The sequence below is a fragment of the Streptomyces sp. NPDC059649 genome (genome assembly GCF_042734445.1).
Taxonomy (GTDB): Bacteria; Actinomycetota; Actinomycetes; order Streptomycetales; family Streptomycetaceae; genus Streptomyces.
On record NZ_JBHWDV010000002.1, the window covers coordinates 114,499 to 134,966 of the forward strand.

A 20,468-nucleotide genomic window follows, 5' to 3' on the forward strand; every position below is an offset into this window, starting at 1 on the left:
CGCCAGAGTTGAGCAGTCCACCGTGGGGGACCCCCAGCATGTCCGCACCGCCGCCGTACCAGAACCAGCCGCCGTATCAGAACCAGCCGCCGCACCACCAGCAGTACGGCTATGCGCAGCCGGCCCAGCCGCCCGTCCAGCAGCCGTACGGGCACCCGCAGCCCCCCGGCGGCCCCCAACGGCCGCCGCAGCGCAGCCCGTTGCGGGGCCTCATCACCGCCCTCGTCCTCCTGGCCGTCTTCGGCGGCGGGGCCTGGTACGTGTGGGACTACAACACCAACCCCAACGGCGGTAAGGCCAAGGAGGAAGCCCAGCGGGTGGCCCGGCGGGAGGCGGCGGACAAGAAGTACAACCCCAAGATCGGCGACTGCGTCAAGGTCAAGGACCCCGAGGGCGAGCCGATGACGCTGATCGTCGACTGCGGCTCTGCGGACGCCGAGTACAAGTTGGGCGAGCGGCTGGACGGACCCGCCCAGAAGTGCGGACCGAAGTACGACTACGGCATCGACTACGTGGGCCGGCACACCGCCAGCTACACGTTGTGCTTCACCAAGGTCTGATCCGCCGCGAGCCACCGCGTCGGCGCGTACGCCTGGCGGGGCGGGGCATCTGCCGGACCCGCCGCCCCGCCAGGTTGAGCTGGTGCCGTGGGACCGGTGCTCAGCCGATCAAGGGGATCCACCGCTGGTCGTCGGACCCGGTGCACGGTGCGAGGGATACCGCACTGCGATTGCCGGCATCGGCAATGCAACCCCTGGCGAACTTACGGCTGATGAGGGCCGAACCCTCGTCTCTGTTCGCGTAGTCCCAGTACTGGGCCTGGATTCCGGAATTGCAGTCCTCCAGCGCAATCTGCTGCCCGATGCCCTTGGCCGTGACGCAGCGGCCGGGGTGATGGGCGCTTTCCAGCTGATAGCCCTGGAACCGTCCGGACTTCAGGTAGAAGTCCTGAGTTCCGGAGATGTCGGGAGACCAGGACTTGAGGGTGTCGTTTCCGAAGGCGTCGAGGTTACGGTCGCTGCCCACGTTCTGGAACGTGTACCGCACGTCCGGCTGGACCGTCGAGACGGTTGCCGCCTGCGCGCTGCCGGTGGACAGTAGTCCCACGCTCAGCAGGGCGGATGCGGACAGAACGGCGGCGATGGCCTTGCGACTTGCCACGGGCTCCTCCTGACCTGGTGACGTCGTACGCGTCATGGTGACGTCATAAACATCACGGTGACGGCATACGCGTCACGCGAAAAGGTTTGATGGTGCACTTTCCCAAGGCATGTGCCTCGGAAAGGAACCTATGGTTCGTCGGTGCCCGCTCGTAAGTCGCGTTCCGGACGTCGAATGGGTCGAGCGGTTTTTCCTTCAAGGATTTCGCATTCCCAGAGCGACGACTTCAGGGCAAGCGGGCATTCGGCCTGTCCGAAGGCCGCCCGTGGTGAACGCCGGCCGCTTCGGCCGAATGCGGGGAATTTCCGGCCAGTACTCGGTCGTCAGTATGCGGGGCCGGACGGGAGAGGATAGGGCGCGGCGGGCTGACGGCAGCGGCCGGTGCGCACGGTGTGTCGTATGCGCCCTGTGGGAGAGGGCGTGGGGGCGTGGGGCGGCCCGGTGGTCACCGGCAGGACAGGCGCAGGAGGGATGTGCGCACCGAGGGTTGCGTCGTGATCAGGTCGTGAGCGAGGTGTCGTGCCTCCTGTCCCGCGGCGGGAAAAGGTGAGTGAGGGCGGGGGCGTTCGTGGCCGGATCCCGGCAAAGCGTGACATCGTCGCAGGTGTCGGCGTAAAGCTGCCGGGGAGAAGGAGCCGGGCCTCCGGGAGAGGGCTCACCTTGTCCGTGCGGCGAGGGCGCCGGCGGGGATGTGGGCGCGGGCCGTACTGGTGATGCGGTAGCGGCCGTTCGGCACATCCGCCGCGGTGACATGGACGGCGAGCGGGCCGGCCCACTCGTAGTCGCGTTTCGTGGCGTGCTGCGCCAGTACGTCGGTGAGTTGCTGCCCCACCTGCCCGCCGCGCGCGGCCAGTTCGGCGTGCACCTCCGGTGCGAGCTCGACCGTGTACTCATTGGGTACGAGAACGCGGTGCTGGTTGCAGACGATCGTGTGCTCGTCGCATTCCCGCCGTAGGTCGTCGCACAGCTCGACGGGGTCGTTCCCGGTGATCTTGGCGATCAGTGCGCTCTCGCACTCCTCCACTACGTGTTCCATCTGCTTCAGGAGTCCCATGGGAGGGCGCGTGCCCGGCTGTGGCACGTACATGCGGACACAGGAACTCCATCTGAACGTACAACCGTTCACAACCTTCACAGGTCTTGTGATCGGAGTCAGTGGACTCCACGACCGACCCGGGTCCCGCCGGCCGTCTTCCACGCCGGCGGTGCCCCTTTCCCATTCGAGGAACACATGCGTATTCGCGCCACTGCCGCCGCACTGTCCGGCGCCCTGGCCATATCCGCCCTCGCCATCCCGGCCGCACAGGCCGCGGACGTCCCGGGCGCCGGCGCCGCCACGGCGCGGCTCTCGCCGTTCGTCGCGCAGTCCCCTGCCGTGACCGGGGCGGACGAGACACGGGGAGACACCAAGATCACGAACGTCACCGTCAACGGCGGCAAGGACATCGTGGTCGGCACCAGCCTGAAGAAGACGTACACCGTCTCGGTCACCGCCACCGATCCGGACGGTATCTACGACGGTTACGCCTTCCTGTGGCACGGCACCGACCTGGATTCCCGGACCGGTGTGGACGGCGCCATGACCCCGAGCGCCAAGCACGGCAGCTGCAAGCAGGTCAACGCCACCACCGCCACCTGCTCGGTCACCCTGGTCGCCGACCCCGACTCCACCATCTACGGCAACCGCCTCGCCGGCAGGTGGCACGTCTACGCCGCCGCGGTGGGCAAGGACGGTGACCTCACCGTCAGGAACACGTACAAGTCCGGTTGGGTCAAGCGTGCCTCCAAGCTGACCACCGACGCCGGTCCCGAGCCGGTGAAGAAGGGCGCGAGCCTCACCGTCACCGGTGCCCTGAGCCGGGCGAACTGGGACACCGACAAGTACGGCGCGTACGGTCAGCAGTCCGTGCAGCTGCAGTTCCGCAAGCAGGGCGCGAGCAGCTACAGCACCGTGAAGACCGTGACGTCGGACAGCCGCGGCAACCTGAGGACGACCGTGAAGGCGTCGGCCGACGGCTACTGGCGCTACGTCTTCGCCGGCACGGCGACGTCGTCGGTGGCGACGTCCACCAGTGACTACGTCGACGTGAAGTAACGCGACGAGGAGAGGTACCCGTCCACGCGAGGTAATGCCTCGCGTGGACGGGGCAACTCGGGCGGGGTCCGGTCGTTGGCCGCCCCGCCTGCCGTCTCCGGTGTGGGGCCCTGGCCGGTGTGGGGCGCTGGTCTCTGTGCGTGGCCCGGGTCGCGGGCCCCGGTAGTGGGCCCGCGACGACTCACGCCCCCGTGACGCCGTCGATGCGCTCCCGGAGCAGGTCCGCGTGGCCGTTGTGGCGCGCGTACTCCTCGATCATGTGGACCAGGATCCAACGCAGCGAAACGCGGTTGCCGCCGACGTGGCCGGCTTCTTGCTCCGAGAGCTGTCCGGAGTCGTCCAGGGAACGGCCCGCGATCAGCTCGCGGCTCCGGGTGACCTCCGCCCGCCAGGCCGCCAGCGCCTCGTCGATCCCGCGCCCGGGAACGAGCGCGAAGCCATCGCTGCCTCCGGTGCCGTCGGCCTCACCCTGGTCGTCGTCATCGGCAAAGACCGCGGGAACATCCTGGCCGGCGAACACCCGCTGGAACCAATTGCGTTCCACCTCAGCCATGTGCTGCACCAGGCCCAGCAGCGTCATCGATGACGGTGGCACCGAGGCCAGCCGTAGCTGACGGTCGTCGAGCCCCTCGCACTTGAGCGGGAGGGTGGCGCGGTGGAAGTCCAACCAGGCTTCCAGGGTGGTGCGTTCATCGGCGTGCGGTGGCGGCACGGTGCGTCCGTCGGGTGTCATGACCATGGACCACACCTTGGCACAGCGGGGCGGGGCGGGGCGCGACCGGGCTCACTCCTCGATGGCGCCGCCGATACGACGGAGGTGCTGCCGGAAGGTGTAGGTGGGGTCGGTGCTGCGGCGGGCCAGGTAGTCGTCGAAGGAGGTTTGGTGGCGCAGCGTCCGGCCGGCGCGGATCTCGCGGGCCTGTTCGCGTTCCGTCCGCCGGATCTGGTGTGCGGTGCCAAGGACCTCTTCGGCCCGCGCGGCGGCGAGGAACACCACCCCGTCGTCATCACCGAAGACCAGGTCGTCGCGGCTGACCTGGTGCTCGCCGAACCGTGCCGTCGTGAGCGCCTCGGGCTCCCGCTCGTCGAGCCGTACCGGGCCGGGCGGACAGGCGCCGTAGCTGAACACCGGGCGGCCGATGTCCACCAACTCGGAGGTGTCGCGGTGCAGGCCCCACACCACCAGCCCCGCCACGCCCGCCGCTTCGGCCTCCAGGACGGTCAGGTCACCGATACACGCTTCGTCCGTCCGCCCGCCGTTGTCGATGACCAGTACGTCGCCCTCTTCGGCCTGGGCGAACGCTTCCAGGAACACATCCACGCTGCCGTAATGCCGTACCGGCAACGCGCGGCCGGCGACCCGCTGTCCGGGGACGACGGGGCGGATGCCGGCCGGAGCGGTGCGCAGCGGGACGTTGCGGCGGAGACAGGCGTCGGCCACCAGCGGCGTGGACAGATCGGTGAAGGAACTCGGCATGGTGTCTCTCCGGCTCTCTGCTCTCTGACTTGTGGCTTACGGGCCGTGACTCTACGCACCGACGCCCGGCAGGGTGGTGATCCGCCCTCCTCACCGGCTTCGGGTGAAACCGGGCATCCCCGCGGCCCGTCCTCGACGGTGGGGCCGGCGGCCGTTGCTGCCCGCACGCCCCTTCACATCCTTCACGTCCCTCCAGGAGTCGATCGCCATGTCCGCCAGGTCCGCCCGCTCCCTCCGTCTCACCGCTCTCGCTGCCGTCGGCGGCACCGCGCTCTCACTGCTCGCCGTTCCGGGGGCCGGGGCCGTCACCACCCCGAAGGCCCCAACTGCCGCTGTCCTCAGGGTCGGTTACACCGCCAAGGAACGCAGAGCGGCCCTTGCCTACTGGACGCCGGCCCGGATGAAGGCCGTGGGGAAGTCCGTGGACCTGGGGCCGACCGGGCCGAAGTCCCTGCCCTGGAAGGGCACGGAGATGAAGACCGTCGGGCGGCTGTTCTTCGTGAACGGTGACGGGGCCGACACCTGGTGCACCGCGACCTCCGTCGGCGGCGCCAACCGCTCCGTCGTCATCGCCGCGGGGCACTGTGTACGGCGGGGCGCGTCGCCGTACACCACCTACGTCGACATGGTCTTCGTCCCCGGTTACCGCAAGGGAAAGCTGCCGTACGGCGCCTTCGCGGTCCGGGCCACGTTCACTCCCCGTACCTGGGCTGAGGAGGCCGTCAACGACGTGGCGGCGCTCGCCGTGGACACCGATGCCAAGGGGCGTGCGCTGGGTGACGTGGTGGGCGGCCAGCGCATCGCCTTCAACCGCCGGGTCGGTGGGAACACCGTCGCCTTCGGCTACCCGGCCACGCGTCCGCAGCGCGGCGAGGAGCTCCTGCACTGCACGGGTACGGCGAAGCCGGCGCCCGGGCGCGAGCAGGCCGTCCCGTGTGACCTGGGCGGCGGCGCCAGCGGCGGCCCCTGGCTGGCCGACTTCGACCGTGCGACCGGCAAGGGCGTTCTGGTCTCGGTCAACAGCCACGGCGACGGCCTGGAGCACAGCACCCATATGTACGGTCCGGTGCTGGGCGCCACGGCCAAGTCGGCGTACGAGCAGGCGCAGCACGGCTGACGCGCCTTCGTGGCGGGGCGCCGCACCGCCCGGGGGCCGCCACCCGGGCCGCTGGGCCCCCGGGCCACCGGGCCACCGGGCCACCGGGTCCCAGGGCCACCGGGTCCCAGGGCCACCGGGTCCCAGGGCCACCGGGCCGCCGGGCCCCGAACTCCCGAGCCCCGAGCCCCGGGCCTCGGCCCCCCTCCCTCTTCCCCCCTCACCGCCCGTGCTGGAGCAGTCCCTCGGTGAAGTCCTCGGTCGCCGGTGCGTGCCGCGAGGCGTACGGGCACGTCCAGTCCTCCTCCGTGAAGCGACCGGAGAAGTGCCGCGCGGGCTGCTCGTATTCGTACACGGTGAAGCTCGGATTGACGGAACCGTTGTTCTGGGTCTCCCGTCTGCGAATGGCGTCCTGCATCGAGTAGAACTTCTCGCCGAGAAGCATGAACTGGGCAAGGGAGTTGAATGCGATCGCCGACGTCGAGAAGCGACGGCTCGCCCGGGACGCGCCCGGGTGCATTCCCACGACGAAGAATGCGTGACCGCCCGTGTGGAATCCGAAGTTCGGCGTGCGGGGATCGGACGAGGCGCCCTTGTCCAGGCCGAAGGTCCGGCTGTCCATGTCATGCATGAGCTGGAGGTGCTGCCATATCAGCCCCTCGTAGGTGGGTTCGTCCACGTTCCCCGGCTCGTCGAACGTCGCGACGAACGTACGGAAGCTCTGGTCCGACAGCAGCGGCCGCACCTCCTCCACGTACGCCAGAAGGTCGCGGTAATTCTCCTGGGCCGATCTCTCCTCGCCCATTCTTCGGTAGTGCCGGTGCGTAATGGTGTCGCGTTTGAGCGCGGCGCGGGCGCCCAGGCAGCTGAACTCCTGGGACTGAATGAAGTGGTCCAGTTCGCTGCGTACGGCTGCGGCGCTGCGTGGGGCGGCGTCGTATTCAGTCATCGTGGAACCTTGCCTTGGCTGGATAGAGAGCGCCCGGTGTCGGAGACGCGGGCGGGCCGGACGAGTCCCCTGCCTCGGGGGGTGCCGTTGGCGTACCGGTGGGGGAGGGCCGGGCACGGTGGCGGCTGCGCGCCGGCCTCCCATGGCGTGATCAACGGCTGACCGAATCGACACTGAGGTGTACGTGTCCACCAGGCAATACCAAAAACGGACAAAGTGTGGTTCATGGTCCCATCCACCCTCAGGGTGGACGACTGGGTCCGGCCGCGGGAGGCGTCCGCGTCGCAGCCGCTGTCGTATTTCTGTGGAGATGCGGGCCGGCCGTGTCTCAACTTGCCGAAAGGGTACGGCGGTTGGAGTTCGGCATTCCGTTGCACGCCTTACCCTGATCGCGTGCCGATGATGATCGCCGGGGCTGTCAACTCCGAGTCGTCCCTCGTCGGGTCAACCGGCCCACCGTCCGCTCCACCCGCAACTACCCCGAACATCGACCCCAAGCAATACCTGCCAGGCCAATTTATCCGCCGCGAATGTTCAAAATTTCGCCAACTCGAATTCTCGGATTGCCGACCTGCTCGGGTAATCGGCCGGTAGCTCTCAGGTGTGCAGGTGCGGCTGTGAGGCTCAACTGGGCGCTCTGCGCGGCCAAATGTCCGGACGGTAAGTCTATGTATTAGGCATGCATTTCCGCCGAATGTAACTATTCAGTCAACGGCTCTTTGCAGGGCTCTGAATGCTCTCTAGTCTGAGGCAACTTTTCGGCCAGTTCTGTCTTGAAAGGCCACACATGGCAAGCGTTGACGAGCTCACGCCCCTGAAGGCGCCGCGCTCATCAGGTTCACTCCGCAGGGACGTAGGGCTGATCGGCCTGATGTGGGCCTCGGTCGGCTCCATCATCGGGTCCGGTTGGTTGTACGGAGCCCAGAAGGCCGTAGTGGTGGCGGGTCCGGCCGCGCTGATCTCCTGGATCATCGGCGCGGTCGCGATCGTCCTCCTGGCACTGGTGCACGCCGAGCTCGGGGGCCTCTTCCCGGTGGCCGGTGGTACGGCGCGCTATCCGCACTACGCCTTCGGCGGTCTGGCCGGCATGTCCTTCGGCTGGTTCTCCTGGCTCCAGGCGGCGACGGTGGCCCCGATCGAGGTCGAGGCCATGATCGGCTACGCCGGTCACTGGAAGTGGGCTCAAGGATTCCTGAATGCGAACGGGACCCTCACGACGAGCGGCTTCCTCGTCGCCGTCATCCTCATGGCGGTCTTCGTCTCGGTGAACTTCCTGGGTGTGCGGGTGCTGGCGCGCACCAACAGCGTCGCGACCTGGTTGAAGATCGCCGTACCCCTCGGGGCGATCTTCGTCATCGCGGTGACCAACTTCCACCCGCACAACTTCACCGCGCAGGGCTTCGCGCCCTTCGGCGCCAAGGGCGTCCTCAGCGCCATCAGCAGCAGCGGCATCATCTTCGCGCTGCTCGGCTTCGAGCAGGCCATCCAGCTGGCCGGCGAGAGCCGCAACCCCAAGCGCGACCTGCCGCGCGCCACGCTCGGGTCGGTTGCGATCGGTGCGGCCATCTACATCCTGCTCCAGGTGGTCTACATCGGCGCACTGCCGCTGGCCTCCTTCGCGCACGGCTGGGCCAAGCTGGACTACCCCGGCATCAGCGGCCCGTGGGCCGGTCTCGCCACCACGGTCGGTCTGGGCTGGCTGGCCTGGGTGCTGTACGTGGACGCGATCATCTCTCCCGGTGGCACCGGTCTGATCTACACCACCTCGACCTCGCGCATCTCCTACGGCCTGAGCAAGAACGGCTATGCACCCCGGCTGTTCGAGAAGACCGACCGCCGCAGTGTGCCGTGGTTCGGCCTGATCATCTCGTTCGTGACCGGTGTGATCTGCTTCCTGCCCTTCCCGAGCTGGCAGGAGCTGGTCTCCTTCATCACCTCGGCGAGCGTCCTGATGTACGCCGGTGCACCGCTCGCGTTCGGCGTGTTCCGTGACCGCCTGCCGAACCACCAGCGGCCGTACCGCCTGCCCGGTGGCCATGTGATCGCGCCGCTGGCCTTCGTCGTCGCGAGCCTGATCATCTACTGGGCCGGCTGGGAGACCCTCCAGCGGCTCGGCTGGGCGATCATCATCGGGTACGTACTGCTCGGCAGCTACGCCTGGTACGCGACGAAGAAGCAGCTGCCGAACGCTCCGCGACTGGACTGGAAGGCCGCGCGGTGGCTTCCGGTGTACCTGATCGGCATGGGCCTCATCTCCTGGCAGGGCGGCTTCGGCGGCCAGAGCCACATCCCGCTCTGGTGGGACATGGTCATCGTCACGGCGTTCGCCGTGGGGATCTACTACTGGGCCCGCGCCTCCGCCGTCCCGGCCGCGGAGATCGAGCAGAACATCGAGGAGGTCGCAGTCGTGGACGAGGGCGGCCACTGACCGCACTCCACCTCCACCTGCATGAGCACGAGCTGATGGGTCCGGCCGGTTTTCCGGCCGGACCCATCGGCTTGTGGCATCGGCTTCCGCTTCGCCGACGGCTTCAGCTTCGCCGCCGCCCGGGTGCCGAAGCGTAAGCCCCGCTATCCGTCCGCCTTCCCCTGCCCGTCCGCGGGTGCCTCCGTCCCCTTGAGCAGGTCCGACAGCGCGGCGACCACGTGCTCCTGTGTCGCTGCCTTGCTGATGCCGGCGTCGGTCAGCAGGCCCGAGCCGTTCTCGTGCTCCAGGAGTGCCAGCAGGATGTGTTCGGTGCCGATGTAGTTGTGGCCCAGCCGCAGGGCCTCGCGGAAGGTGAGTTCGAGGGCCTTCTTCGCCTCGGCGTCGAACGGGATGAGCGCGGGGACCGGTCCTCCGGAGGGAGGCAGGGCCGCCGTCGCCGCCTCCTGGACGGCGTCCAGCGACACGCCCTGCGCGAGGATCGCCTTCCCCGCGAGCGCATCGGGTTCGGTGAGCAGCCCGAGGACGAGGTGCACGGTGCCGATCTCGCCGTTGCCTGCCGCATGGGCCGCTTTCTGCGAGGCCACCACGACGCTCCTGGCCCGCGGGGTGTACCGGCTGAAGCCCTGGCTCGGATCGAGGTCCGAGTCACCCGACGCCTTCGGCACGAACCGCTTCTGGGCGGCCTGGCGGGTGACGCCCATGCTCTTGCCGATGTCGGTCCAGCTGGCGCCGGAACGCCGGGCCTGGTCCACGAAGTGGCCGATGAGGTGATCGGCGATGTCGCCGAGGTGGTCGGCGGCGATCACCGCGTCGGTGAGCTGGTCGAGGGCGTCCGGGTGGGCCTTCTTGATGGCCTCGATCAGGTCGTCGAGGCGCACGGGATGGGTGGATCCGACTGGATTCGTCATGTGACAACCGTAGGTTGACAGTGGAGCGTGTGTCAACCCGCGGTTGACGATGGTCTGGATCCGGTGAAATCAGGTCGCGCGAGGTCGGTGGAGGAGGCCACGATGACGTGCGAACCCGTCCGGGGCGGCCCTCCCGGGCGGTGGCGAATGGGGGAAGCGGTGTCGAGAGCGCAGGGATTCGCGTACGAAGAGCAGGGTGACCGAGTCGTGGTGTGGCATCACGGGCGACGGGCGGCGGTGCTGCGCGGCGATCGGGCCGCGCAGTTCCTGCGGGAAGTGGCGTCCGGTGACGCCCAGTTGGTGATGGCGCGTTGGACGGGCGACTACCGCCGGGGGAACGAGCGGTCGGCGCGGCGCCATCCGCGCAATACCGCGGGCCGCTGATCACCGCCGAGACCCGGAGCCCCGGCCGGCCTTTGCCGGGCGCCAACGCCCCACAGCGCCAAGCCCCACAGCGCCAAGGCCCCACAGTGCCAAGGCCCCACAGCGCCAAGCCCTACAGCGCCAAGCCCTACAGCGCCAAGGCCCCACAGTGCCAACGCCCCAGAGGGCCAACGTCCCTCAGTGCCAAGGCCCCCCCACGCAAGCGTCCCGGCGCCGACGCCGACCTCGATGCCCGTCATGCTCATCGAAGTCCGCGCGGTGCCGGGACGCCCTGTTACCTGGTGCCCGATGCCGTGAGCCGGCTCGGGGCTACTTCACGTTCACGCCCGCCCAGGCGGCGGCGACCGCCTTGTACTCGGTGCCGGTCGTGCCGTACAGGTCACCGGCCGCCTTCAGGGTCGCGGTGCGCGCGGCCTTGTAGTTGGTGGTGGAGGTCATGTACGTGGTGAGCGCCTTGTACCAGATCTTCTCGGCCTTGTCCCGGCCGATGCCGGTGACCTTGGAGCCGTCGACGGTCGGGCTGTTGTAGCTGACGCCGTTGATGGTCTTGGCGCCGCTGCCCTCGGAGAGCAGGTAGAAGAAGTGGTTGGCGACGCCGGACGAGTAGTGCACGTCCTTGTTGCCGACCGTGCTCGACCAGTAGTCCGCCGAGCCGCCGTCCTTGCTGGGCTTGTCCATGTAGCGCAGCGGGGTGCCGTCACCGTTGATGTCGATCTTCTCGCCGATGAGGTAGTCGCCCTGGTCCGTCGCGTTCTTGGCGTAGAACTCGGCCGAGGTGCCGAAGATGTCGGACGTGGCCTCGTTGAGGCCACCGGACTCGCCGCTGTAGTTGAGGCCCGCGGTGGCCGCGGTGACGCCGTGGCTCATCTCGTGGGCGGCCACGTCGAGCGAGGTCAGCGGGTGGCTGTTGCCGCTGCCGTCGCCGTACGTCATGCAGAAGCAGCCGTCGTCCCAGAAGGCGTTGACGTAGCCGTTGCCGTAGTGGACCCGGGAGTACGCGCCCTTGCCGTCGTTGCGGATGCCGTTGCGGCCGAAGGTGTTCTTGTAGAAGTCCCAGGTGACCGCGGCGCCGTAGTGGGCGTCGACGCCGGCGGTCTGCCGGCCGCCGCCCCACACGTCGTCCGTGTCGGTGAACAGCGTCCCGGTGCCGGACGTCTTCTGGTTGAGGTCGTACGTCTTGTGGCCGCCGCGGGCACCGTCGGTGAGCTGGTAGGCCGAGCTGCCCTTCGTGGTGGTCAGCGGGACCGTGCCGCTGTAGGTGCTGGTCCCGGTGCCGGTCTCGATGGCCTCGTCCTCGAACAGCTTCTTGCCGGTGGCCGCGTCCGTGACGACGTGCAGTGCGCTGGGGGTGCCGTCCTTCTGGGTGCCGGTGACGACGGTCTCGTACGCGAGGACCGGCTTGCCCGAGGCGGCCCAGATCACCTTGCGCGGCGTGGTGGAGGTGCCGGTCTTGGTGTCCTTCTTCGCCGCGGCAGCGCTGAGGGCGCTCTTCTTCGCGGCGGAGGGGGCGAGGGCGGCGGTCGTACTGGCCACGGATATCCGGGCCTTGGTCGCCTTGGTGACGCTGCGGGTGCCGTCCTCGGCCTGGTGCACCACCAGGTCACCGCCCAGAACGGGCAGGCCGGCGTAGGTGCGGTCGTAGCGGGTGTGCACCGTGCCGTTCGCGTCCTTGATGACGTCCCGGACGACGAGCTTCTCCTGGGCGCCAAGGCCGATCTTGGCGGCGACCGCGGACGCACTGCTCTGCGCGTCGTGCAGTGCGGACGCCCGCTGTGCTGCGGAGAGTTGGACCGCCGACGCGCCGGTCGCGCGGTCCGGCTGCGCGCTGGCCGATCCGGCCTGGACACCGACCGCGACCATCGCGGCGGAGGCGACCAGGGCTGCAGCGCGCAGGGTGTACTTGCGGGGGGTGGACGAAGTCCGTCTCAACTCGGTCTCCCTTGTGAGGACCGCGGGGTCGCGGTCCAAGAGGTGGGGCCGGGCAGCCGAGGGGTGGGGTGCCCGGTGGAGGAGTGAATCGACCGAAGATTGCCACGAGTTGAGATCGATTGACAGATGTTCAACAAGCAAGAAACTGCGAATTTACGTACGGCGACAGTTTCCTGACTGGTTTTGTCCCGCAGTGCGGTGTCTTGTGGCCGCCCGGTTGTACTCCCGGCCCCCCGTTGACCCGACTCCCGCTGCTCACGCTCACCACCGCTCTCAGGGCTCCCACCCGCCATGCCCGCAGAGGCAGAGCGCACCGGCGTGCTTACTGATCGTGTCCGTGCTGGGGGCTGGGGGCTGGGGGCTGGGGGCTGGGGGATCGGGGGTCCGGGGGCCGGGGGCGCGGCGCCTGGGGGTCTGGGGTCTGGGGTTCTGAGGTCTGCGGGGCCTGGGATCCTGGGTGCCGACCGGCAGGGCATTCCTGCACCTGCCAACCACGCCGCAGCCACCTAGGCTGAACGACAAGGCACGAGGCGAGGCGAGGCGGCGGGCGGTGCGTGCCCATGGCACTACGGCACCAACTGATCAAGGCGCGGCCCGAGACGGTATGGGCCGTACTGGCGGACGGCTCGCGCTACCAGGACTGGGTAGTGGGAACGGCCCGCTCGCGCCCCAAGGACGACCACTGGCCGCGGCTCGGCTCCGCGCTGGAGTACACGGTCCGGCTGGGACCGTGGGAACTCGACGGTCAGACCATCGTTCGGTGCAGCGAGCCACCCCGACGGCTCGAGCTGGAGATCGACAGCGGACGGCTCGGCACCGCACGCATCGCCCTGGAGCTGCGCCCGTGGGGCGAGCACACCGTGGTCATCGCCGACGAGCACCCGCTGACCGGCCCGAGCGGACGGCTGCACAACGCGGGCGTCGACATGCTGCTCCAACTGCGCCACCGCCGCATGCTCGGCAACCTGGCCAGAGTGGCGGAAGGCGCCGACCAGGGAGGGGCTGATTGAGCCCGAGACAGCGAGCGGCGGAGGATGCGCGCGGTCAGCCGACGGGCTTCTCCCATACGGAGACGTGCCGGTGGCTCTCGCTCGTGAAGGGGCCCTTCGCCCAACCGTCCCACCGTTCGCGCAGCCGCAGCCCCGCCATCTGAGCCATCAGATCGAGCTCCGAGGGCCAGACGTACCGGAAGGGGATCGACCGGTATTCCCCGCGGCCGTCGATGACGTCGACGTAGTTCGAGCTCATGGCCTGGGTGGCGACGTCGTACACATCGAAGGCCCAACTCGTCGGGCTCACATGGAAGGGCACGGCCTTCTGGCCGGGTGGCAGCTTCCTCAGCTCCGGAACCCCGACCTCGATGACGAAACAGCCGCCCGGTTCGAGGTGGGCCGCGACATTGCGGAAGCACGCCACCTGTGCCGCCTGTGTCGTCAGATTCATGATCGTGTTGAACACGAGATACCCGAGGGAGAACGTCCCCGGTGCGCGCGCCGTGGCGAAGTCGCCGATCGTCACGCCGATCGCGTCACCGCCCGGCTTGGCCTGCAGCCGCGCGACCATCGCCCGCGACATGTCGATACCGTGCACCGGAACCCCGCGGCGCGCCAGCGGCAGCGCGATCCGCCCCGTACCGATGCCCAGTTCTAGGGCGCGGCCCGCGCCGGCCAGCTCTGCCAGCACCTCGACCGTTTCGGCTACGACGTCCGGGGCGAACATGTCCGACGACGACTCGTCGTACCTCGCGGCGACCCGCTCTCCGAAATACCCGTCCGCATCGTCCACTTCGTCCACGCCGCTCACGTCTTCCACGCCATCAACGCCATCAACACCATCCAAGTCATGCACGTCATCCACGCCATCCACCGTGCGACCGTACTGCGGAGCCGTTCCCTCCCGCTCCTCCTTTTCGGCGGCCTGGGCGCGGGCTCGGGCTCGGGGCCGGGGCCGGGCAAAGGCACCGGAAGGGCCCCGGGCGCGGTTCGTAGGGGCGTCAGTCGCGCATCGGCCGGTCGAGGAGGGGCGTGAGCTCGGCGTCGGTCGCGGACCTGAGGGTCCTCAGCAGGTGCCGGGCCGCGGACAGGCCGGCGCGGCCATCGCCCTCGAAGGTCACGGTGTGGACCAGGCCGTTGCGGCGCAACCGCAGTTCCCGCCGCTCGTAGTCGCCCTCGTACGCGACCAGTTGGCGGCCCTCCCCGTCGTCCGAGCAATGGATCGGTTCGCCGAACGGGACGGGACAGCCACGCGCATCGGCGCGTCGGGTGTCGTGCCCGATCCGCTCCACCGAGAGGTGCAGGTCCGGGGCGTCGGGGCGGGCATAGGTCGCGCCGAAGCTGTCCTCGCTCGCGCCGACGTCTTCCAGCGCGTATCCGGAAGGCGGTTCACCGACCCGCAGCAGGGCGCGGTCCACGCCGTTGGCGGTGAGCCATTCGGCCAGCGTGGGCGGCTGGGCGGCGGCCCAGGCGAGGTAGGAGCCGCCGGCCGCGAGGAGCACCGCGGCGGCGAGGGTGACCAGCCGGGTCCGCGTACCCGGGAGGAAGAAGGCGGCGCCCAGCGCGTAGCAGACGCCGCCCCAGGGGTAGAGGGCAACGGTGAGATGCAAGCCGTCGTCCCGCAGGTTCGCCGCCACGGCTGCGACCGCCCCCGCCGTGCCGCACGCGTAGACGCCCGCCGCCCAGACCCACCGGCCGCGGGCCCGGCGGGTGAGCGGCACGAAACCGCGGATGGAGGTGGCGAGGGCGGCGAGCGCCGTCATGCCCAGGGCCGCCCCGACGACCAGGACGGCTACGAGTGCCGCGGCGCTGTCGGCGAAGAGCGCGATCATCACCGCCTGGAACTGGACGGCGGTCAGCACACAGCCGATGCCCGCAACGGCTGCGAGGTGGGCGAGGAGACGTCCCGCTTCGGTCTTCCGGTCCATACCGCATGATCACGCGGACGGAGGCGCCGTGGTTCCGAGGGACGGGCCCAGGTCTGCGATTCCGCCGACAACTGCGATGCGGAGGCCATGAGTTCGCGGCTCGCCTGCTGCACGTCACCGGCGTCGAACGGGGGCCGGGGATCGTCCCCGGCGGCGAGCTGGTGGGGCCTTCGCCGTCGCCGACGGCGAGCTGGAGGGCGTTCCGCCGTCCCCTCCGGCGAGCTGGACGGGCCATCGCAGTCCCCTCCCCGGCGATCAGGTCCCTGAGGCTGCCGGCTGGCCGGGCTTGTGGACCAGGAAATACGCCTGCCGGCCCTGCTTCGGCCGTTCCTGTTCGTCGGGCTCGCGGATCAGCCGCGCATCCACGACCAGCCCGGCCGCGCCCAGCAACTCGGCGATCTCGTCCGGCGGCATCCAGTAGACGTCGAGCGACAGTGCGTGGCCGTAGGCCTGGTCCAGGTGACGCAGCTGATTGCCGACCTTGAACGCGATCAGCAGATGACCGCCCGGGGCCAGCACCCGGTGGAACTCGGCGAAGACCGTCGGCAACACCTCCGGTGGGGTGTGCACGATCGAGTACCAGGGGACGATGCCGCCGAGCACGCCGTCCTCCAGGTCGAGAGCCGTCATCGACCCCTGGTCGAACCGCAGGCCCGGGAACGTCCGGCGGGCCACGGCCACCATCTCCGACGACAGGTCGATGCCGAAAACGGAGACGTCGAGATCATGCAGATGCGCCGTCACCCGGCCGGTACCGCAGCCGAGATCGGCGACCGGGCCCGCGTCCTCGGTCCGCACCGCTTCGGCGAACGCGGCAAGCATCGCCCGGTCCAGCGGCCTGGCCTCCAGGGCGTCGCGCAGCAGCCGCTCGTAGTCGACGGCGACGGTGTCGTAGGCCGTGCGCACGGCGCGCAGATGGGGTGATTCGCTCATGGCCGAGGACGCTAGCCCCTCGCCGAGCCCTCGCACAGCCGGGGGCGCAGCCTGCCGTACCGAACATCGAACGGCGAGCGGAAACACTCTGTCCGCGTACTCACCGCCGCCTCCCGGCGGTCCGTCCCCGCATCACCAGAACGGCCCCAACCCCTATGGCCCGCCGGCCGGACCGCCCCCTTGGGCCGGTGATCGCGCTGGCCGTGGTGGCCGCTCTCGGCACGGTGTTCTGGCTGCTCGGCGACGGCAAGGAGCCGGCCAGGACCGCCCGGGAGGCGAGGGCCGGGGACTGTCTGGAAAACCGGGGCACGCACGCCAAGCCGGTGATGTTCACCATCAACTGCGCCGACTCCCAAGCGGATTACAAGATCCGGTTCGCCCCCGGCCCCCGCGGCGAGTGCCCCGCTGAATTCACCCAGTACGAGGAGCGGGGCGGCAGGCTGGGGGACACCACGCTCTGCCTGACCCGCGTCGACCACTGATGCCCCACGGCTCGGGCACGGCACCACCCCCGTTGACGTGCGGAGCGTGCGGCACGGACCGTGTGGGTAAGGCGCAGGCGTGATGTCGGTCTATGCGGCCCGGTGGGGCGCGGAGCCCTGTGTCAGCCGGGGGCCCGATCAGAGGTATTACGCGGCGAGCACCATGAAGGTCGCGGTGCTCGCCGCCCTGTATCGCAGCGGCCTCGACCTGGACGCGCCCGTGCCGGTGGAGAACTGCTTCACCTCGGCCGTACCCGGGCCCGCGTACCGGATCCCGCCGGACTGGGAGGTCGACGCCGGGACCTGGCGGATGCTGGGGCAGCGGGTGCCGCTGCGGTGGCTGGCGGAGCGGATGGTGCAGCACTCGTCGGACCTGGCGACGAACATCTGCCTGGCACAGGTGGGCAGCGAGGCGGTGGCGGAGGTGTGGCGGCTGGCCGGCGCCCGGCACAGCGTGACCCGGCGCGGCATCGAGGACGCCGGGGCCCGTGCGGCGGGCGTGACCAATCTGGTGACCGCCGCGGACCTCGTGCGGCTGCTGTGTTGGTTGCCGCCCGAGCAGCTGGAGTTGCTTGCCGGGAACGTCCACTGGGAGGACCTGGCGGCGGGCCTTCCGGACGGGACGTGGATCGCGTGCAAGAACGGCTGGGTGCGGGGGGTGCGGCACAGCGCCGGGATCGTCCGCCCACCCGACGCGCCCCCTTATGCGGTCGCGGTCTGCTACGCCGGCCCCCTGGCCTCGGGGGAGGCCTTCGGTGATCCGGCCGCCCGGATGCTCGCCCGTCTCTCCGCCCGCTTGTGGGACCGTCGCCATGACCCGGCGACGGACCGGGCTGAGGGTCCGCCGCCCTGAGCAGCGCTCCGATCGCCCTTGCGACAGGACCTCGCGCGTCTCGGATCTTGCCCTGGATGTCGCCTTGGGTTCCGTGGTGGATTCCCTCGTAGCCCGGACGCATCGCCGGACACCAACTCATCGACGAGCACGCGCAGTTGTTGCATGAGGACCGTGGTTTTGGCGTGGTCGGTGCCGATGCACAGGGCGCCGAACTTCCCGTGGCGGACCATGGGGCCCGAGCCCCTCATGTGCAGCACGACACCGGTCCTGCGGGCCGGGTCGTACGCCAGCGGTGAGGCGGTCACGGCGTCGATCAGCTGTGCCGGGCGGAGTCCCTCGTCACGGCGGTCCATGATGCCGTCCGACGCCTGGTAGCCGTGCGGAGAGGCGCCGTCCGGTCGGGTGGCGTCGGTCAATGGTGGGGTCCCTCGTTGCGTGTGCGTGGTCCGACGTTACGTGTGGGTGGTCCGGCCCGCGGGCACTTCCTGGCGCGGCAGCTGTTGTCCGCGCGGCGGGCCGCCCGTGTCATGGGAGCGTCGGCACCGGATTTCTCCTCCACGGAAAAGTCTGCGACGGGTGCCGCACCGGGCCCGGTGGTATTCGGACCTGGTGCCGGGATGACGTGCGGCGGGCCGTGGCGCGCGGGTCTGGATGGTCGACAGGAGGTTTGGCGGCCGACGGTTGCGGCTACACAGTGAGGCGCGGTGAGGGGCCGGAACCCGCCGCCGGCCGCCAGTGTCTCGGAGGGGCGATGTCGCAGCTGGATCACGACCGGCGGCGAGAGCCGCCGGACACCGCCCAGAATCCGCGCGTCAAGGCGGGCAACACGATCCGGAAGTACGTGACGACCACCGATCACAAGGTGATCGGCAACATGTATCTCGTCACGTCCTTCGGCTTCTTCCTGTTCGCCGGCATTCTGGCGATGCTGATGCGCGCGGAGCTGGCCAGACCCGGCATGCAGATCGTCAGCAATCAGCAGTACAACCAGCTGTTCACCATTCACGGCACGGTCATGATGCTGCTCTTCGCGACCCCGACGTTCGCCGGGTTCGCCAATGCCGTCATGCCGCTGCAGATCGGCGCACCCGACGTCGCCTTTCCCCGGCTCAATGCCCTGACGTACTGGCTCTTCCTCTTCGGCGGGCTGATGGTGGTGTCGGGATTCGTCGTGCCCGGCGGATCGGCACCCTTCGGCTGGTTCGCCTACGCGCCGTTGAACAGCGAGGTGTTCTCGCCGGGCGCCGGCGGCGATCTGTGGGCGGCCGGCCTGGTCGTCGCCGGCCTCAGCACCACCCTGGGCTCGGTCAATTTCATCGCCACCATCATCACGCTGCGCGCCCCCGGAATGACGATGTTCCGGATGCCGATGTTCACCTGGAACATCCTGTTCACCTCCATCCTGGCGCTGCTCGCCTTTCCCGTACTCACCGCCGCACTCCTCGCGCTGCTGGCCGACCGGAGGCTCGGGGCGCACGTCTATGACGCGGCCAATGGCGGGGCGCTGCTGTGGCAGCACCTTTTCTGGTTCTTCGGCCACCCCGAGGTCTATATCGTCGCGCTGCCGTTCTTCGGCGTGGTGACCGAGATCGTGCCCGTCTTCAGCCGCAAACCGGTCTTCGGATACGTCGGTATGGTCGGCGCGACGATCGCCATCACCATGCTGTCCGCCACGGTGTGGGCGCACCACATGTTCGCCACGGGCGGGGTGCTGCTGCCGTTCTTCTCCCTGATGTCCTTCCTGATCGCGGCGCCGACCGGGGTGAAGTTCTTCAACTGGATCGGGACGATGTGGCGGGGCAGCCTGTCGTTCGAGACGCCGATGCTCTGGGCCGTCGGATTCATGGTCACCTTTCTCCTCGGGGGCCTCAGCGGCGTTCTGATCGCCTCACCACCCCTGGACTTCCAGGTCACCGATACGTACTTCATCGTCGCGCATCTGCACTACGTGCTGTTCGGCACGATCGTCTTCGCGATGTTCGGCGGCTTCTATTTCTGGTGGCCCAAGTGGACCGGCCGGATGCTCGACGAGCGACTGGGCAGGGTTCACTTCTGGACGTTGTTCGTCGGCTTCCAGACCACCTTCCTCGTCCAGCACTGGCTCGGTGAGATGGGTATGCCGCGCCGCTACGCCGACTATCTCGCCGCCGACGGCTTCACCCTCCTCAACACCATTTCCTCGATCGGCGCGTTCCTGCTGGGCCTGTCGACGCTGCCCTTCCTCTACAACGTCTGGAAAACCGCGAAATACGCGCCCCGCGTGAAGGTTGACGACCCATGGGGATTCGGGCGGTCGCTGGAGTGGGCCACCTCCTGTCCACCGCCCCGGCACAACTTCGTGGCCCTTCCCCGGATCCGCTCCGACTCGCCCGCCTTCGACCTCCACCATCCCCAGTACCTTGAACTCCCCCCGGGTGAACGCGGAACGTCCGAACCGACCCCGGACACCTTCGGAGACGAGCAGAAATGAAGACCGAGGCATACCTCTTCGCGGGCGTGGCCCTTTTCTTCCTGCTCACCGACGCCGTGTACATCTGGTTCGCCCGGGAACCGGCCGGCATTGCCGCGCTCACGGTGTCCTGTTTCATGGCGGTCGTCATCTCGTTCTTCTGCGCCATGAACTACCGCCGCAAGGGCCAACGCCCGGAGGACCGACAGGAATCGGAGATCCACGAGCGCAGCGGCCCGCTGGACTTCTTCCCGCCGCACAGTGGCTATCCGATCGTGGTCGCGCTGGGCGTGGCACTGCTCGCGCTCGGCCTGGTCTACGCGGCGTGGCTGATCCTCATCGGGCTCGGCGTCACCGTGACCGCGGTCTTCGGTATGGCCTTCGAATTCGCCCGCCGCGATGACTGAGCCGGCCCGCCGGGC

At 69.2% G+C, this 20,468-nt stretch carries 20 protein-coding genes and 1 pseudogene; 10 read left to right on the top strand and 11 right to left on the bottom strand.

Going from position 1 to position 20,468, the window contains the following annotated elements; all coding sequences use genetic code 11:
* Positions 1 to 38 precede the first annotated feature (38 nt).
* On the top strand, positions 39 to 560 hold the full coding sequence (locus ACFV1J_RS03535; protein WP_385855545.1) for a hypothetical protein: 522 nt from the start codon (positions 39 to 41) through the stop codon (positions 558 to 560).
* A 100-nt stretch (positions 561 to 660) separates the two neighbouring features.
* Here ACFV1J_RS03535 and ACFV1J_RS03540 read toward each other — a convergent pair whose 3' ends face one another.
* Both ACFV1J_RS03540 and ACFV1J_RS03545 read right to left on the bottom strand, forming a co-directional pair.
* Positions 661 to 1,161, bottom strand: coding sequence for an RICIN domain-containing protein (locus ACFV1J_RS03540; protein ID WP_385855546.1), 501 nt, complete (start codon positions 1,159 to 1,161; stop codon positions 661 to 663).
* 655 nt (positions 1,162 to 1,816) lie between these two features.
* Positions 1,817 to 2,215 carry a DUF3662 domain-containing protein gene (locus tag ACFV1J_RS03545; protein WP_385855547.1) on the bottom strand — a complete coding sequence of 133 codons (399 nt, stop codon included), beginning with the start codon at positions 2,213 to 2,215 and terminating at the stop codon, positions 1,817 to 1,819.
* Positions 2,216 to 2,392: 177 nt separating this feature from the next.
* On the opposite strand from ACFV1J_RS03545, the gene ACFV1J_RS03550 reads away from it, so the two are divergent.
* Positions 2,393 to 3,256: a calcium-binding protein gene (locus ACFV1J_RS03550; RefSeq protein ID WP_385855548.1), complete on the top strand. Its 864-nt coding sequence runs from the start codon at positions 2,393 to 2,395 to the stop codon at positions 3,254 to 3,256.
* A 181-nt stretch (positions 3,257 to 3,437) separates the two neighbouring features.
* Here the strand turns inward: ACFV1J_RS03550 and ACFV1J_RS03555 are convergent, their stop codons facing one another.
* Together ACFV1J_RS03555 and ACFV1J_RS03560 are read right to left on the bottom strand one after the other, a co-directional pair.
* Positions 3,438 to 3,995 (bottom strand): DinB family protein, encoded by a 558-nt coding sequence (locus ACFV1J_RS03555; RefSeq protein ID WP_385855549.1) that lies wholly within the window; start codon positions 3,993 to 3,995, stop codon positions 3,438 to 3,440.
* A 45-nt stretch (positions 3,996 to 4,040) separates the two neighbouring features.
* Positions 4,041 to 4,733 carry an RraA family protein gene (locus ACFV1J_RS03560; protein ID WP_385855550.1) on the bottom strand — a complete coding sequence of 231 codons (693 nt, stop codon included), beginning with the start codon at positions 4,731 to 4,733 and terminating at the stop codon, positions 4,041 to 4,043.
* Positions 4,734 to 4,941: 208 nt separating this feature from the next.
* On the opposite strand from ACFV1J_RS03560, the gene ACFV1J_RS03565 reads away from it, so the two are divergent.
* Positions 4,942 to 5,850 (top strand): trypsin-like serine peptidase, encoded by a 909-nt coding sequence (locus tag ACFV1J_RS03565; RefSeq protein WP_385855551.1) that lies wholly within the window; start codon positions 4,942 to 4,944, stop codon positions 5,848 to 5,850.
* Between the two features lie 199 nt (positions 5,851 to 6,049).
* On the opposite strand, the gene gntA is transcribed toward ACFV1J_RS03565, so the two are convergent.
* Entirely contained in the window at positions 6,050 to 6,778 is a 729-nt protein-coding gene (gene gntA, locus ACFV1J_RS03570; protein ID WP_385855552.1) for a guanitoxin biosynthesis heme-dependent pre-guanitoxin N-hydroxylase GntA, read from the bottom strand.
* A gap of 787 nt (positions 6,779 to 7,565) precedes the next feature.
* On the opposite strand from gntA, the gene ACFV1J_RS03575 reads away from it, so the two are divergent.
* The gene (locus tag ACFV1J_RS03575; protein WP_385855553.1) at positions 7,566 to 9,206 is read left to right on the top strand and encodes an APC family permease; all 1,641 of its coding nucleotides are present in this window, start codon (positions 7,566 to 7,568) and stop codon (positions 9,204 to 9,206) included.
* Between the two features lie 143 nt (positions 9,207 to 9,349).
* Here ACFV1J_RS03575 and ACFV1J_RS03580 read toward each other — a convergent pair whose 3' ends face one another.
* On the bottom strand, positions 9,350 to 10,114 hold the full coding sequence (locus ACFV1J_RS03580) for a Clp protease N-terminal domain-containing protein (protein WP_385855554.1): 765 nt from the start codon (positions 10,112 to 10,114) through the stop codon (positions 9,350 to 9,352).
* A gap of 159 nt (positions 10,115 to 10,273) precedes the next feature.
* Here ACFV1J_RS03580 and ACFV1J_RS03585 point away from each other — a divergent pair, with 159 nt between their 5' ends.
* A complete protein-coding gene (locus ACFV1J_RS03585; RefSeq protein ID WP_385855555.1) occupies positions 10,274 to 10,498 on the top strand; it encodes a hypothetical protein in 225 nt (74 codons plus the stop codon).
* Positions 10,499 to 10,807: 309 nt separating this feature from the next.
* Here the strand turns inward: ACFV1J_RS03585 and ACFV1J_RS03590 are convergent, their stop codons facing one another.
* Positions 10,808 to 12,358 (bottom strand): M4 family metallopeptidase, encoded by a 1,551-nt coding sequence (locus tag ACFV1J_RS03590; protein WP_385855982.1) that lies wholly within the window; start codon positions 12,356 to 12,358, stop codon positions 10,808 to 10,810.
* Positions 12,359 to 12,987: 629 nt separating this feature from the next.
* Here ACFV1J_RS03590 and ACFV1J_RS03595 point away from each other — a divergent pair.
* Positions 12,988 to 13,437, top strand: a complete 450-nt coding sequence (locus tag ACFV1J_RS03595; RefSeq protein WP_385855556.1) for an SRPBCC family protein — start codon at positions 12,988 to 12,990, stop codon at positions 13,435 to 13,437.
* Between the two features lie 34 nt (positions 13,438 to 13,471).
* Here ACFV1J_RS03595 and ACFV1J_RS03600 read toward each other — a convergent pair whose 3' ends face one another.
* The 3 genes from ACFV1J_RS03600 to ACFV1J_RS03610 form a co-directional block, all read right to left on the bottom strand.
* Positions 13,472 to 14,212: a class I SAM-dependent DNA methyltransferase gene (locus tag ACFV1J_RS03600; protein WP_385855983.1), complete on the bottom strand. Its 741-nt coding sequence runs from the start codon at positions 14,210 to 14,212 to the stop codon at positions 13,472 to 13,474.
* Between the two features lie 208 nt (positions 14,213 to 14,420).
* The gene (locus ACFV1J_RS03605) at positions 14,421 to 15,347 is read right to left on the bottom strand and encodes a hypothetical protein (protein WP_385855557.1); all 927 of its coding nucleotides are present in this window, start codon (positions 15,345 to 15,347) and stop codon (positions 14,421 to 14,423) included.
* A gap of 255 nt (positions 15,348 to 15,602) precedes the next feature.
* Positions 15,603 to 16,280 (bottom strand): class I SAM-dependent DNA methyltransferase, encoded by a 678-nt coding sequence (locus ACFV1J_RS03610; protein WP_385855558.1) that lies wholly within the window; start codon positions 16,278 to 16,280, stop codon positions 15,603 to 15,605.
* A gap of 188 nt (positions 16,281 to 16,468) precedes the next feature.
* Between ACFV1J_RS03610 and ACFV1J_RS03615 the strand changes: the two genes are divergently transcribed.
* Both ACFV1J_RS03615 and ACFV1J_RS03620 read left to right on the top strand, forming a co-directional pair.
* Positions 16,469 to 16,762 carry a hypothetical protein gene (locus ACFV1J_RS03615; RefSeq protein WP_385855559.1) on the top strand — a complete coding sequence of 98 codons (294 nt, stop codon included), beginning with the start codon at positions 16,469 to 16,471 and terminating at the stop codon, positions 16,760 to 16,762.
* A gap of 82 nt (positions 16,763 to 16,844) precedes the next feature.
* A complete protein-coding gene (locus ACFV1J_RS03620; RefSeq protein ID WP_385855560.1) occupies positions 16,845 to 17,615 on the top strand; it encodes a serine hydrolase in 771 nt (256 codons plus the stop codon).
* Between the two features lie 170 nt (positions 17,616 to 17,785).
* Here the strand turns inward: ACFV1J_RS03620 and ACFV1J_RS03625 are convergent.
* A pseudogene (locus ACFV1J_RS03625) lies at positions 17,786 to 17,950 on the bottom strand (peptide ligase PGM1-related protein); the annotation flags it as partial.
* A gap of 398 nt (positions 17,951 to 18,348) precedes the next feature.
* On the opposite strand from ACFV1J_RS03625, the gene ctaD reads away from it, so the two are divergent.
* On the top strand, positions 18,349 to 20,067 hold the full coding sequence (gene ctaD, locus ACFV1J_RS03630; protein WP_385855561.1) for a cytochrome c oxidase subunit I: 1,719 nt from the start codon (positions 18,349 to 18,351) through the stop codon (positions 20,065 to 20,067).
* Entirely contained in the window at positions 20,064 to 20,453 is a 390-nt protein-coding gene (locus ACFV1J_RS03635) for a cytochrome c oxidase subunit 4 (RefSeq protein WP_385855562.1), read from the top strand. The genes ctaD and ACFV1J_RS03635 overlap by 4 nt, the downstream gene beginning before the upstream one ends.
* Positions 20,454 to 20,468 lie beyond the last annotated feature (15 nt).